12 protein-coding genes are annotated in these 13,394 nt (G+C 62.2%); 3 read left to right on the forward strand and 9 right to left on the reverse strand.

The features are described 5' to 3' along the window. Positions 1 to 12 precede the first annotated feature (12 nt). The 6 genes from MF6394_RS32355 to MF6394_RS32385 form a co-directional block, all read right to left on the reverse strand. A complete protein-coding gene (locus MF6394_RS32355; protein WP_069558969.1) occupies positions 13 to 1,074 on the reverse strand; it encodes a LacI family DNA-binding transcriptional regulator in 1,062 nt (353 codons plus the stop codon). A gap of 108 nt (positions 1,075 to 1,182) precedes the next feature. Next, positions 1,183 to 1,782: a LysE family translocator gene (locus MF6394_RS32360; RefSeq protein WP_047710729.1), complete on the reverse strand. Its 600-nt coding sequence runs from the start codon at positions 1,780 to 1,782 to the stop codon at positions 1,183 to 1,185. A gap of 54 nt (positions 1,783 to 1,836) precedes the next feature. Continuing rightward, positions 1,837 to 2,676, reverse strand: coding sequence for an AraC family transcriptional regulator (locus tag MF6394_RS32365; RefSeq protein WP_069558967.1), 840 nt, complete (start codon positions 2,674 to 2,676; stop codon positions 1,837 to 1,839). Between the two features lie 73 nt (positions 2,677 to 2,749). Further along, positions 2,750 to 3,391 (reverse strand): DUF1345 domain-containing protein, encoded by a 642-nt coding sequence (locus MF6394_RS32370; RefSeq protein WP_069558968.1) that lies wholly within the window; start codon positions 3,389 to 3,391, stop codon positions 2,750 to 2,752. A 562-nt stretch (positions 3,392 to 3,953) separates the two neighbouring features. After that, positions 3,954 to 7,052, reverse strand: coding sequence for an efflux RND transporter permease subunit (locus MF6394_RS32380; protein ID WP_078468273.1), 3,099 nt, complete (start codon positions 7,050 to 7,052; stop codon positions 3,954 to 3,956). A 6-nt stretch (positions 7,053 to 7,058) separates the two neighbouring features. After that, positions 7,059 to 8,201 carry an efflux RND transporter periplasmic adaptor subunit gene (locus MF6394_RS32385; RefSeq protein WP_078468274.1) on the reverse strand — a complete coding sequence of 381 codons (1,143 nt, stop codon included), beginning with the start codon at positions 8,199 to 8,201 and terminating at the stop codon, positions 7,059 to 7,061. A gap of 171 nt (positions 8,202 to 8,372) precedes the next feature. Here MF6394_RS32385 and MF6394_RS32390 point away from each other — a divergent pair, with 171 nt between their 5' ends. Further along, positions 8,373 to 9,074, forward strand: coding sequence for a response regulator transcription factor (locus MF6394_RS32390; protein WP_003190934.1), 702 nt, complete (start codon positions 8,373 to 8,375; stop codon positions 9,072 to 9,074). A gap of 3 nt (positions 9,075 to 9,077) precedes the next feature. Next, on the forward strand, positions 9,078 to 10,379 hold the full coding sequence (locus tag MF6394_RS32395) for an ATP-binding protein (RefSeq protein WP_078468275.1): 1,302 nt from the start codon (positions 9,078 to 9,080) through the stop codon (positions 10,377 to 10,379). Here the strand turns inward: MF6394_RS32395 and MF6394_RS32400 are convergent, their stop codons facing one another. The 3 genes from MF6394_RS32400 to MF6394_RS32410 form a co-directional block, all read right to left on the reverse strand. Then, the gene (locus MF6394_RS32400) at positions 10,380 to 11,054 is read right to left on the reverse strand and encodes an anti-sigma factor (protein ID WP_078468276.1); all 675 of its coding nucleotides are present in this window, start codon (positions 11,052 to 11,054) and stop codon (positions 10,380 to 10,382) included. Next, positions 11,051 to 11,581, reverse strand: coding sequence for a sigma-70 family RNA polymerase sigma factor (locus MF6394_RS32405; protein WP_078468277.1), 531 nt, complete (start codon positions 11,579 to 11,581; stop codon positions 11,051 to 11,053). The genes MF6394_RS32400 and MF6394_RS32405 overlap by 4 nt, the downstream gene beginning before the upstream one ends. Before the next feature lie 86 nt (positions 11,582 to 11,667). Next, on the reverse strand, positions 11,668 to 12,189 hold the full coding sequence (locus MF6394_RS32410) for a DUF3455 domain-containing protein (protein WP_078468278.1): 522 nt from the start codon (positions 12,187 to 12,189) through the stop codon (positions 11,668 to 11,670). Positions 12,190 to 12,382: 193 nt separating this feature from the next. Between MF6394_RS32410 and MF6394_RS32415 the strand changes: the two genes are divergently transcribed. Beyond that, positions 12,383 to 13,168 carry a sulfite exporter TauE/SafE family protein gene (locus MF6394_RS32415; protein WP_003190943.1) on the forward strand — a complete coding sequence of 262 codons (786 nt, stop codon included), beginning with the start codon at positions 12,383 to 12,385 and terminating at the stop codon, positions 13,166 to 13,168. Positions 13,169 to 13,394: the final 226 nt, after the last annotated feature.

Consider the following 13,394-nt stretch of genomic DNA (forward strand, 5'->3'; position numbering starts at 1 on the left):
GCGGTGTGTCAGTCAGCTTGGAAGCGGCTGACACACCGCATTCGCGAGCAAGCCCGCTCCCACAGGGGATTGAGTCGAGCCGCGGATAATCAGCTCGGGTAAAAAATCCAGGGTGCGGGTGGGGGCGGTATCGCCGCGCAGGCGCTTGAGCAAGCAGTCGAAGGCGCTGGCGCCAATCGCTTGCGTCGGTTGGGCGAGGGCGGTGATGCCGCTACCTACCAGCGGGTACCAGTCCAGGTCATCCAGGGCGATCAAGCCCACGTCTGCGAACAGGTCGCAGCCCAGCGCCTTGAGCGCACGGGTGCAGGCCAGCGCCGCCACGCCATTGGCGCAAAACAGTGCCTTGGGGCCGGGTTTGGCGAGAAAGGCTTGCAGACGGTTTTCCAATTCGCCATCCAGTTCAACCACGGCACCTGTCAACGCCGGGCGCTGGGCAATCTCGATGTTGAAACTCGCCAGGCGTTCCAAGCGTGAACTGGTGCCGTCGGTGGTCTCGCTCACCAGCAGCACCTCGCGGTAACCCTGCTTCTCCAGATGGTCCATCGCCATACGCACTGCCGCCGGGTTATCCAGGCCCACCAGGTCGCTGTGCAAGGGCTCGACCTTGCGGTCCACCAGCACCAGGGGCATTTCCCGTTGCAGTTCCAGCAGTTGGTCGAGGTGATGGCCCAGGGTGTTCACGATCAAGCCTTCGATGTTGTACGAGCGCAGCGCCGCCAGGTGTTGGCGCTCCTGCTCATCATCGCGGTCGGTGTTGCACACCACCAGGCTGTAGCCGTGCTGGCGACACGCGGTTTCGACGCCGTGCATCACCGCAATGGAGTAGGGGTTGCGGATATCCGCCACCAACATGCCGATCAGGCGCGTGCGCCCACGCTTGAGGCCACGGGCCATCTGGTTGGGGCGATAACCGAGTTCGTCGATGGCCTGTTCGATGCGCAGGGCGATGGCATCGGAGAGCAGGGCGCGGTCATCGCCGATAAAGCGCGACACGCTGGCCTTGGATACGCCCGCGCGCTCGGCGACGTCGAGCATGGTCACGCGGCTGCGCTGGGCGGCAGAAAAAGTGTTCATGGTCATCGACCTTCTTTTTATTGGAATCACTGAAACCGGTTTCAGGAAACCACTAAAGTAAGAAAGCCGTCAAGAATTTGTAGGACAAAGGTAGATGACCGGTCGTACTCACACCATCACACCCAGCCAAGTCGCCGCCAGCAGCAACAGCGCCATGCCCCGGTTCAAGCGCTGCATTGCCTTGGGCGAACGAAATACCCGCGCAGATCCAACCCCCAGCAGCGCCCAGGTTGCCAGGCAGGGAATGGCGATCAGAAAAAATCCCAGCGATAAGTACAGCACCTGGCTTTGCCGCTGTGGCCCGTCACCGGCAAACACACTGACCACCGCCAGGGTCATCATCCAGGTCTTGGGGTTGACCAACTGCAGGCTGGCCGCGCCGATCAACCCCAGGGGTTTTTGTGTCGAGTCCACTTCAACGGCCTGAGGCGGCGCAATGAAAATCTGCCAGGCCAGGTAACTCAACCAGGCCACGCCCGCCCATTGCATGGCGGTTTGCACCTTAGGTAGATGCACCAGCGACTGGCCGACACCGCAACCCACCAGCAGTACGATCCCGGCCGCCCCCGCGCAGGCGCCGAAGATAATCGGGACCGCCGCCCTCAAGCCGTACCGTGCACTGTTGCTCAGTACCAGGATATTGGTCGGGCCGGGGGTGATGGAGGCGACAAAGGCGAACAGCATGAAAGGTATGAATGTGGACAGCATGACGGGTGACTCCGGCGGACTCATTTAGAGCGTCCATCTTCACAAGCCCGCGCGTTACCGGTCTTGAAGATTTGTGCAGCACTTGCGGTACGCGGCCGGTGTCAGCCCATAAGCACGCATGAACCAGCGGCCCAAATGACTTTGGTCAGCGAAACCTAGGGCCATCGCCACGTCTGCCGGTTGGTCGCCCTTGGCCAATAAATACCGGGCCCGTGCCAGGCGCAGTTGCACCAGATAAGCGTGGGGTGGCAGGCCGAAGGCGCTCTTGAAGGCGCGGCTCAGGCGAAAGCGATCGACGCCGCAAGCCTGCGCGAGTTCATCCATGCCGACGTCCTGATGCAGATGGGCATGCAGGTATTCCCGGGCCTTGTGCGCCACCTGTGGCAAGCGCGGGTCATCGCGGTAGCGCATGCGCCAGTAAAGCTGGCCGGTGAGGCGTTCCAACAAGTGATCCAGCGCGCTTTGCCGCACGATCCGCAGCTCGCCGTGATGCAAGCTCTGAAACGCATGGCTGGTGGCCAGGGCCAGGCGCGGATCGCTGGCCAGGGTGCTGGCGAAACTCAGTTGATGATGGGCGGGTGCTTCTTCGAAGACACTGCAGATTTCCCGCTCCAGCCACTGAGGGTCGAGGTAGAGCATACGGTAAGTGAAACCGTCGACCGTCGGGGCATTGCCGTCGTGGAGCTCCCCTGGCTCGAGCAGGAACACCTGCCCCGGCACGCTGTCATGGCGCATGCGCCGGCAGTTGAATTGCTGCACGCCTTGTTCGGTCACGCCCACCAGGTAGCTGTCGTGCCAATGGGGGTCATACGCATGGCCTTCAAAATGCGCGCGCAGGGTCTCGATGCCGGTGTCGGCGTCCTGGGACAGGTCGATCCAATTGTGCGCAGGCATACAACACCGAGGCGGAAAGTGAAGGGCTATTAGCGGCCGACGCCGGGAGGGGCGTCTAGAAGGTTTGTGCAGTCTAGCCAAACAACCCGGCGGCGATGTTGATCGAAAAGCCGAGAATGGCGGTGTTGAATAAGAAACCGATCAACGACTGCCCCAGCACCACCTTGCGCAGGCCACGGGTGGCGACGCCCACATCCGAGGTTTGTACTGCTACGCCGATGGTGAAGGAGAAATACAGGAAATCCCAGTAGTTCGGGGTGAGTAAGCCCTCGGCAAAGCGCAGGGCGGGCTCCTTGCCTGGCCAGGTGTAATAGAGCCGGGCGTAATGCACGCTGAAAATCACCCCGATCAGCAGCCAGGAGCCGATCACCGTCAGCCCGGTAAAACCGTAGTGCAGCAAGCGTTCGGAAGGGGCCAGGTCCTTGCTGCCCACCAGTTCGAAGGTGATGGTGGCCAGGCTGGCGATGGCGGCGATGCACACCATGAACAGTACCAGGCCGGCGTTTTCATCTTCGACTTCGGCAATGCGCTTGACGTCCTCGGCCTTGGCGCGAATGGTCAGCCACAGCATTAGAACAAGGTAGGTCCAGACCCCGGCGTTCCAACCGATGAGGATTTTGCTGGCGAGGGTGTCGGCCGGCACCAGGAGGCCGACGGCCAGGCCCAGTACGGCGGCAGATGAGAGGCGAGGGTGGGTGCGGGCGAGGAAGGGCATGGTGGCTCACAGATAACTATGTGTGAGCACCATAGCTTATTCGGGTGTACCTGATCATGAATGCAATCAATAACCCTGTGGGAGCTGGCTTGCCTGCGATGACGGCCTTCCGGCTGACGCCTATCTATCTGACACCCCACAATCCAACTGTGGGAGCGGGCTTGCTCGCGAAGGCGGCCTGGCAGTCAACACAGTTGGACCGGGTACATATCCGTTATTTAGGTAACGGCCACCTAGGGTTCCGCTCTGACAGCGGCTCACTTTTGAAAAGCGCAAAAGTAAGCAAAACGCTCTTGCCCCACCACTCGGCACCTCGCTTAGGCTCGGTATGCCCGAACGCAGGCTTGAATCCGTGGGCCGCCGCCACGCGCCATCCATGGCGCGGGGCGGCTAACCCGGCGTCCTGCCGGGTTACCCACGAATTCAAGCCTGCGTTCGGCCAGCGTGGTTTAACGGGGCGCCTAAGATCAAGAGCAGATCAAGATCAAGAGCGGCTCGCTTCGCATCGTGGTTACCGTCCACGGCTATAACTTGCAAGCCACTACATTGGCTACGGCGTTGATCAGTTTGGTTTATGGCGCTTGCGCACCAGCTTCATCACCACCACAAAAAACACCGGCACAAACACCACCGCCAATGTCGCCGTGATCATCCCGCCAATCACACCGGTACCAATCGCCTGTTGGCTGGCCGAGCTGGCCCCGGTGGCAATTGCCAAGGGCACCACGCCGAGGATGAACGCCAGGGACGTCATGATGATCGGCCGCAATCGCAACCGCGCCGCCTTCAAGGTGGCGTCGATCAAGTCTTCGCCCTGGTCATACAGGTCCTTGGCGAACTCGATGATCAGGATCGCGTTCTTCGCCGACAGGCCGATGATGGTGATCAAGCCGACCTTGAAGAACACGTCGTTGGGCATCCCGCGCAAGCTCACGGCCAACACCGCACCGAGCACGCCCAGCGGCACCACCAGCAACACTGAGGTAGGGATCGACCAGCTTTCATACAGCGCGGCCAGGCACAGGAACACGATCAGCAACGACAGGCCCAACAGCAGCGGTGCCTGGGAGCCGGACAAGCGTTCCTGCAATGACAACCCCGTCCATTCCTGGCCCAGCCCGGCAGGCAGTTGGCTGACCAAACGCTGGATTTCGTTCATGGCCTCGCCCGTGCTGTGCCCCGGCGCCGCTTCACCGCTGATGGCGATGGCCGGGTAGCCGTTGTAACGGGTCAACTGCGTCGGGCCCTGGGTCCACTTGGCTTGGACGAAGGCTGACAGCGGCACCATCTTCCCGGCGTTGTTGCGCACGTGGATCTTCATCAGGTCGGCCACCTGGCTGCGCTGGTCGCCTTCGGCCTGCACCACCACGCGCTGCATACGGCCCTGGTTGGGGAAGTCGTTGATGTACGCCGAGCCGATCGCCGAGGACAGCACGTTGCCTACGTCGGCAAACGACACACCCAGGGCATTAGCCTGCTTGCGGTCCACTTCCAGCTGCACTTGCGGTGCTTCGGCCAGGGCGCTTTCGCGCACGTTGGCCAGGATCGGGCTTTTCGCCGCAGCGTCCAGCAATTCGGTACGGGCGGCCATCAACCCGGCATGGCCGACGCCACCGCGGTCCTGCAAGCGGAACTCGAAACCGCTGGACGTGCCCAGGCCGTCTACCGGTGGCGGCAGAACGGCGTAGGCAATCGCGTCCTTGAGTTCGCTGAAGGCCATGTTGGCGCGATCGGCAATCGAGGCAGCCGAGTCATCACTGCCACGTTCCGACCAATCCTTGAGCGTGGTAAACGCCAGCGCCGCGTTTTGCCCGGAACCGGAAAAGCTGAAACCCATGATCATGGTGGTATCACCCACCCCAGGCTCGCCTGCGTTATGCGCCTCGATCTGTTCGGCCACCTGCACCGTACGGTTTTTGCTGGCGCCCGGCGGCAACTGGATATCCGTGATGGTGTAACCCTGGTCTTCCACCGGCAGGAACGAGGAGGGCAGGCGGCTGAATAACACCCCCATGCCCACTATTAATACCAGGTAGATCAGCAAGTAACGGCCGCTGCGCTTGAGGGCATAGGCCACCCAACCTTCATAACGATTGGTGAGTTGGTCAAAGCGCTGGTTGAACCAGCCAAAGAAACCACCCTTGGCATGGTGCTCGCCCTTGGCAATCGGCTTGAGCAAGGTGGCGCACAGGGCCGGGGTCAAGGTCAGGGCCAGGAACGCCGAGAACAGGATCGAGGTGGCCATCGACAGCGAGAACTGCTGGTAGATCACGCCCACCGAACCCGGCATGAAGGCCATCGGCAGGAACACCGCCACCAGCACCAGGGTGATACCGATGATGGCCCCGGTGATCTGGCCCATGGCTTTCTTCGTCGCGTCCTTGGGCGACAGGCCCTCGGTGGCCATGATCCGCTCGACGTTTTCCACCACCACGATGGCATCGTCCACCAGGATACCGATGGCCAATACCATGCCGAACATCGTCAATACGTTGATCGAGAAACCCAGCAGCAACATGGTGGCGAAGGTGCCCATCAGCGCAATCGGAACTACCAGCGTGGGGATCAGGGTGTAGCGCACGTTCTGCAGGAACAGGAACATCACCGCGAACACCAGCGCCATCGCCTCCAGCAAGGTGTAGACCACCTTGGTGATCGAGACCTTGACGAAGGGCGAGGTGTCGTAGGGAATCTTGTATTCCACATTGGCGGGGAAGTAGCGCGACAACTCGTCCATTTTCGCCCGCACCAGCGTTGCGGTGCTCAAGGCATTAGCGCCGGGCGACAGTTGCACGCTGACGGCGGTGGACGGCTTGCCGTTCAGGCGGGTGGAGAACTGGTACTCCTGGCTGCCGACTTCCACCCGCGCCACATCGCCGATGCGCACGGTGGAGCCGTCGGGGTTGGCCTTGAGCACGATGTCGGCAAACTCCGCCGGGGTGGACAGTTGCCCCTTGACCAGCACCGCTGCGGTGATTTCCTGGGTGTGGGTACCCGGCAGGTCACCGATGCTGCCCGCTGAGACCTGGGCGTTCTGGGCGCTGATCGCGGCGTTGACGTCGGCCGGCGTGAGGTTGAAACCGATCAGCTTCTGCGGGTCGATCCAGATACGCATGGCGCGTTCGGCCCCGTACAACTGGGCCTTGCCGACCCCGTCCAGGCGCTTGAGCTCGTTCATCACGTTGCGCGCCAGGTAATCACTGAGCGCGACGTCGTCGAGCTTGCCGTCGTTGGAGGTCAATGTGACCAGCAGCAGGAAGCCGGCGGAGACTTTTTCCACCTGCAAGCCTTGCTGAGTCACGGCCTGGGGCAGGCGCGATTCCACGGCCTTGAGGCGGTTTTGCACATCCACCTGGGCCATTTCCGGGTTGGTGCCCGGTTGGAACGTGGCGGTAATGGTCGCCGAACCCAGGCTGCTCTGGGATTCGAAATACAGCAGGTGATCGGCGCCGTTGAGCTCTTGCTCGATCAGGCTGACCACGCTCTCATCCAGGGTCTGGGCCGAGGCGCCAGGGTACACCGCGTAGATTTCCACCTTGGGCGGCGCGACGTTGGGGTACTGGGCCACCGGCAACTGCGGGATGGCCAGCGCACCGGCCAGCAAGATGAACAAAGCCACCACCCAGGCGAAGATCGGGCGGTCAATAAAGAACTGCGGCATGACGGGTTATTCCTTTACGAGCGGGCTGTCGTCCACTTCAACTTTTTCACCGGGGCGCGCATGTTGCAGGCCCTCGACGATGATGCGGTCGCCGGGCTTGAGGCCACTGGTGACGATCCAGCGATTGTCGACCACCGCGCCCAGTTCCACCGGTTGCTGGCTGACGGTCTGCTCGGCATCCAGCAGCAACACCATCGGGATACCGGCGCTGTCACGGGTAATGGCGCGTTGCGGCACGCTGAGGCCTTGCTTGTCGACGGCCTGTTCGACACGCACCCGCACAAAGCTGCCCGGCAGCAGGTCGAGGTCCGGGTTGGGGAACTCGCTGCGCAGGATGATCTGCCCGGTGCCCGGGTCGACGCTGATGTCGGCAAACAGCAATTTTCCCGGCAATGGGTACTGGCTGCCGTCGTCCTGGATCAAGGTGGCCTTGGCCTGGTCCTGGCCGACCTGCTTCAGGCTGCCGGCACGAAACGCACGGCGTAGGTCGTTCAGCTCACGGGTAGATTGAGTCAGGTCGGCGTGGATCGGGTCCAGTTGCTGAATAAGCGCCAGCGGCGTGGCTTCGTTCTGGCCGACCAGCGCGCCTTCGGTCACCAGGGCGCGGCCGATGCGCCCGGAAATCGGTGCGGTTACGGTGGCATAGCCCAAATTCAGCTTGGCACGCTCGACGGCGGCTTTGTTGGCGGCGACTTCGGCGTTGGTTTGGCGCAAGGCGGCGCGGGCGTTGTCGTATTCCTGGCCGCTGATGGCGTTGCCTTCCACCAGTTGGCTGTAGCGCTGTTCTTGCAGGCGCGCCTGGAACGCATTGGCCTCGGCCTTGCTCAGGTTGGCCTGGGCACTGTCCAGGTCGGCCTTGAACGGCGCCGGGTCAATACGGAACAACACGTCGCCTTGCTTGACGTCGTGGCCTTCGTTAAACACCCGCTGCATGACCACCCCGGCGACCCGCGCGCGGACTTCGGCGATACGCGGTGCGGCGATGCGCCCGCTCAGTTCGCTGGTAATAGAGAGGGGTTTGGCCTGCAGGGTTTCGATCCGCACTTTGGCCAGGGGCATTTGTGGCGCCTCGTCTGCCGACTGACCACACGCGCTCAGCGCCAGTGTGAGGGCCAACAGGCAAAACGGCGCAAATAGATTCTTCGACATGCTCTTATCCCAATATTGACTGGCGCATCCTAGGGGCACCTGCGCCGTGGTGCTGTGAAGCTGTGTAGCGGGTCTGTGAAGAAGTGTAAGGTACGGCGCGCAGGGCGCCGGGGGCGTATATCCTTGCACAATCCTGCAACACACCAACAAACCGCATTATTTGGAAACACCATGCCCAACATCCTCCTGGTGGAAGACGACGCCGCACTCTCCGAGCTGATTGCCAGCTACCTGGAACGCAATGGCTACCACGTCAGCGTGCTCAGCCGTGGCGACCATGTCCGTGAACGCGCACGCCTGAACCCACCGGACCTGGTGATCCTCGACCTGATGCTGCCGGGCCTCGACGGCCTGCAGGTGTGCCGCTTGCTGCGCGCCGATTCGGCGGGCCTGCCGATCCTGATGCTGACCGCCCGCGATGACAGCCACGACCAGGTGCTGGGCCTGGAGATGGGCGCCGACGACTACGTGACCAAACCCTGCGAACCGCGCGTATTGCTGGCCCGGGTGCGCACATTGCTGCGGCGCAGCAGCCTGTCCGAACCCCAGGTGGCCAGCGACCAGATCGTCATGGGCAACCTCTGCATCGATTTGTCCGAGCGCACCGTGACCTGGCGCGAGCAGGCGGTGGAGCTGTCCAGCGGTGAGTACAACCTGCTGGTGGTGCTGGCCCGGCATGCCGGCGAAGTGCTCAGCCGCGATCAGATCCTGCAACGCCTGCGCGGTATCGAGTTCAACGGCACCGACCGTTCGGTGGACGTGGCCATCTCCAAGCTGCGGCGCAAGTTCGACGACCATGCGGGCGAGGCGCGCAAGATCAAGACGGTGTGGGGCAAGGGGTACCTGTTCAGCCGTTCCGAGTGGGAATGCTGAAGCATGTTTCGCGTACTGCTGCGCCTCTACCTGATCACCATCGTCACTTACAGTGCGGCGATTTACCTGATTCCCAAGCTGGTGATCCAGCTGTTCGAACACCGCTACATGGACTACAACATCGAACAGTCCCGTGGCCTGCAAAAGCTCATGGTCAAGCAGTACCAGCGGGCGCCGGTGGAGCGCTGGTCCCAGGTGACCGACCAATTGAGCCACGATTTTGCACCGCTGAAGGTGCAACTGTTGCTGCGCCAGGATGCCCGCTATACCCCTGAGGAAGAACAGCTACTGGAGCAAGGCAAGCCAGTGATCCGCCTGGGCGAGTGGGGCTGGATGGAAGAAATCAGTTCGCCGATCAACCAGCAGTTCGCGGTCAAGTTGACCGTGCCGCCAGACCCGCTGGACATGAACCTGTTGTACTGGTCGATGAACGTGCTGGTCGGCGCCGCCTTGCTGGCGTGTCTGCTGGTGTGGCTGCGTCCGCACTGGCGTGACCTGGAGCGCCTGAAAAGTACCGCCGCGCTATTGGGCAAGGGCCATCTGGAGGCGCGTACGGGGCTCGCACCCAGCTCCAGCATCGGTGGCCTGGCGGCGGTGTTCGACACCATGGCCGACGATATCGAGCGCCTCTTGAACCAGCAGCGCGACTTGCTCAATGCGGTCTCCCATGAACTGCGCACGCCGCTCACCCGCCTGGATTTCGGGCTGGCCCTGGCGCTTTCCGAAGACTTGCCCCCGGCCAGCCGCGAGCGCCTGCAAAGCCTGGTGGCGCATATTCGGGAGCTGGACGAGCTGGTGCTGGAATTGCTGTCTTACAGCCGCCTGCAAAACCCGGCGCAATTGCCCGAGCGGGTAGAGGTGGCGCTCGATGAGTTTATCGACAGCGTGTTGGGCAGCGTCGACGATGAGCTGGAGAACCCCGATATCGTCATCGATGTGGTGCTCGATTGCGCCGTGGAGCGCTTCAGCCTCGACCCGCGCCTGACTGCCAGGGCCTTGCAGAACCTGCTGCGCAATGCGACGCGCTACTGCGACAAACGCATCCAGGTGGGCGTGCGGGTATGCCCCAAAGGCTGTGAAATCTGGGTGGACGACGATGGCATCGGCATACCGGCGGACCAGCGCGAGCGCATCTTCGAGCCGTTCTACCGCCTGGACCGTAGCCGCGACCGCGCAACCGGTGGCTTTGGCCTGGGCCTGGCGATCAGCCGGCGCGCCCTTGAGGCCCAGGGCGGCACTTTGACGGCTTTGGCGTCTCCCTTGGGCGGGGCGCGGTTTCGTGTGTGGCTACCTAACCTCTCGTGATCAGAGCACTTTGACTGCGCGGCCGATCCCGTGAATCGGCCCGGTGGGTTTGCCGGTGGGCGAGCCATTGGGCCCTTCCAGCGTCAGTTCAAACAACTGGTTCGGCGCCAGCGGCGGCAGCTTGTCCAGCGGCACCGACAAGGTCTGCCCCGGCTTGACCAGCCCCAGGGAGACGGGACCCTGCCAGCCATCGCCCTTGGTCCAGAACTCCAGGGCTTTGTCAGCGGGAATCTCCATCACCCCCAGTGGGATCAACTGAATCTGCTGATTATCACTGGCCTGCACCACCCAGCCAGGTGCCTGGCTTTGTGGCGCCATCAGCACCACCACGAAGCTGGGTGCGGGCAGGGGCGGGCGCGTCAGTAATAAAGCCGCCAGCACCACGCTTGCCATCAGGCCCGCGGCAGAAAGCCCGCGCCAGAACGCCAGCAGGTTCCACCACGCCACGCTCGTTTCGGGGGCTTTGATGCGGCGTTCAATGCGCCGCCACAGCTGTGCCGAAGGCGGCACCGGTTGTGCCAGCGCGACCAGAGGCAACAGACGCTGCTCCCAGGCATCCACCGCTGCACGCAGTGCCGCATCATGGGCCAGGCGTTGTTGCACCTCAGCGCGCTGTTCGGCGGGCAGTGTCCCCAGCACGTATTCACTGGCCAGTTCATCCAGGCTGTCGTTCATGCCATGCACTCCCGCAAGGCGGCGAGGCTGCGTTTGATCCAGGCTTTGACGGTACCCAGCGGGGTACTGAGTTTTTGCGCAATTTCGCTGTGGGAGTAACCGTCCACATAGGCGTGCAGGATGCAGGTGCGGCGTGTCGGGTCGAGCCGCTCCAGGCACTGGTGGATCTGCCCGGAGCGTGCCGCAAACTCAACGGTCTGGGCAGGCTCTGCCATCGGTTCATACTGATCGTCCAGTGGCACGTCACGCGCGGCGCTGCGTACAACGTCCAGGGCCAGGTGGCGAGTCACGCTGAACACCCAACCCCGTGCGGAACCTCGCAAGGGGTCGAAACTGCGTGCGCCGTGCCAGATCTTGATAAAGGCGTCATGCACGATGTCCTCGGCCAGTGCCTTGTTGCGGGTAATGCGCAGCGCCACACCGAGCAAGCGGCTGCTGTCCTGCTCATAGAGCTGGTGCAGGGCGCGATGATCGCCGCGGGCGCAGGCTAACAGGCACACTTCATAATCAAAGATGAGTTCAGCCAAACCAGAATTCCTGCCACTGAGGAGACGTCTACGCCTTGTAGGCGCGAGGTTGCTCGCGCCTACAAGGCCAGCGTAGCTGAGTTTGCTCAGTTGGCGGCCCAGAAGATGTAGTCCGCCTGGTATTTCACCACTTCCTTGGCGCCTTTGTTCGCGGTGGTGCATGGCGTAGCGGGAGCGACCCCGCCTTTGAGGGCAACCCGCTGGATATACGCCACGCCACTCATTGCACCTTTGCCCTCGGCCGGGTTGGCCTTGACCAGTTGATAGGGCAGGTTACCGGGGCTCGACGGCGCCACGGCCAATTGCGTGCCGGTGATGGTCGAGCCGTCCTTGGCCTGCCACGTGGCAGGTGGGCCGAAGTAGGTGCCGACCTGCTGGCCATTACGGTCGTTCAACACGGCTTTGGGGCCGACGAAGGTCCACTCGGTCTGGCCGGCAGCATTGGCCTTGTCGCGGCATTCATAGGTGATTTCGCCGACCCCGGTGGTTTGCATCGCCACCTTGTGGCCATCCGGCACCTTGATGCTGTCCGGCAGGCTCGCCTGGGCAAACGCCGACGGTGCGGCGAGGAGCAAGCTGGACAGGCACAGCAGTGTTTTAGCGTTCATGGTGTTTCTCCATTGGGTAGAACAGCAGGGTTACGTTGATGACTACGGCCCAGGCCCGCCCATTGGATGCAGGGCTTTGCGAAAAAAGTGAAGATTTCCAAAAAAGCATAAACTCAGATCGCATCGGTATAAGTGGTTATAAGAAAAATCGCTATCCTGCGGCCAGAAATTTATAAGGCCTCGGGTAGCTGGAATGGATGTAGGTAATATTGGTTTCGTGGTTGCCGGCCTGATCGTGGGTTTTATCGTGGGCATGACGGGGGTGGGCGGCGGTTCGCTGATGACCCCGATCCTGCTGTGGTTTGGCATCAACCCAGCCACTGCGGTGGGCACCGACCTGCTGTACGCCGCGATCACCAAGTCCGGTGGTGTGCTGGTACACAGCAAGAACAAGAACATCGACTGGACCATCACCGGCTGGCTCACCCTGGGCAGCGTGCCGGCGGTGTTGCTGACGTTATGGTTCCTGGCCAGCTTGCACACCGACCCCAGTGCGATGAATGCGGTGATCAAGCAGGCCCTTGGCGTGGTATTGCTGCTGACGGCCCTGGCGATCCTGTTCAAGAAAAGCTTGTTGGCTTTTGCCCAACGTCATGCTGGCGATTCCTATCATCTGCGCCCGCGCAATCTGAATGTGCTCACTGTCGTGACAGGTGCGATCCTCGGCACCATGGTGGCGCTGACCTCGATCGGCGCTGGCGCTCTGGGCACGGTGGCGTTGTTTATTCTGTACCCGTTCCTGGCCACGCGGCGCCTGGTTGGCACCGAGATCGCCCATGCGGTGCCTCTGACCTTGGTGGCGGGCCTGGGCCATGCCAGCATGGGGAATATGGACTGGCATTTGCTGGGGTTTTTGCTGATGGGGTCGTTGCCGGGGATCTACGTGGGTAGCCATATGACGGGTAAGATTCCCGATGGGGTATTGCGGCCGTGCCTGGCGGTGATGTTGATGGCGGTGGGGTACAAGTTGGCGTTCTGAGTGCTCTGCTTGACACTGTGGGAGCGGGCTTGCTCGCGAAGGCGGTGTGACAGTCAACACAGTTGGATTGTGTGCATATCCATTGCTGCGGTAACGGCTACTTAGGGTTCCGCCCTGACGGCGGGTCACTTTGGAAAAGCCCCAAAGTAACCAAAGGGCTCTTGCCCCACCACTCGGCACCTCGCTTAGGCTCGGTGTGCCCGTAATCCGCCAGTGATTTGGGGGG

The sequence above is a fragment of the Pseudomonas sp. MF6394 genome (assembly GCF_002018845.1).
Taxonomy (GTDB): domain Bacteria; phylum Pseudomonadota; class Gammaproteobacteria; order Pseudomonadales; family Pseudomonadaceae; genus Aquipseudomonas; species Aquipseudomonas lactis.

Bases quoted from the DNA above. Each gene is read 5' to 3' on its own strand.
- MF6394_RS32355 (WP_069558969.1), bottom strand. From the start codon at position 1,074: ATGAACACTTTTTCTGCCGCCCAGCGCAGCCGCGTGACCATGCTCGAC.
- MF6394_RS32360 (WP_047710729.1), bottom strand. From the start codon at position 1,782: ATGCTGTCCACATTCATACCTTTCATGCTGTTCGCCTTTGTCGCCTCC.
- MF6394_RS32365 (WP_069558967.1), bottom strand. From the start codon at position 2,676: ATGCCTGCGCACAATTGGATCGACCTGTCCCAGGACGCCGACACCGGC.
- MF6394_RS32370 (WP_069558968.1), bottom strand. From the start codon at position 3,391: ATGCCCTTCCTCGCCCGCACCCACCCTCGCCTCTCATCTGCCGCCGTA.
- MF6394_RS32380 (WP_078468273.1), bottom strand. From the start codon at position 7,052: ATGCCGCAGTTCTTTATTGACCGCCCGATCTTCGCCTGGGTGGTGGCT.
- MF6394_RS32385 (WP_078468274.1), bottom strand. From the start codon at position 8,201: ATGTCGAAGAATCTATTTGCGCCGTTTTGCCTGTTGGCCCTCACACTG.
- MF6394_RS32390 (WP_003190934.1), top strand. From the start codon at position 8,373: ATGCCCAACATCCTCCTGGTGGAAGACGACGCCGCACTCTCCGAGCTG.
- MF6394_RS32395 (WP_078468275.1), top strand. From the start codon at position 9,078: ATGTTTCGCGTACTGCTGCGCCTCTACCTGATCACCATCGTCACTTAC.
- MF6394_RS32400 (WP_078468276.1), bottom strand. From the start codon at position 11,054: ATGAACGACAGCCTGGATGAACTGGCCAGTGAATACGTGCTGGGGACA.
- MF6394_RS32410 (WP_078468278.1), bottom strand. From the start codon at position 12,189: ATGAACGCTAAAACACTGCTGTGCCTGTCCAGCTTGCTCCTCGCCGCA.
- MF6394_RS32415 (WP_003190943.1), top strand. From the start codon at position 12,383: ATGGATGTAGGTAATATTGGTTTCGTGGTTGCCGGCCTGATCGTGGGT.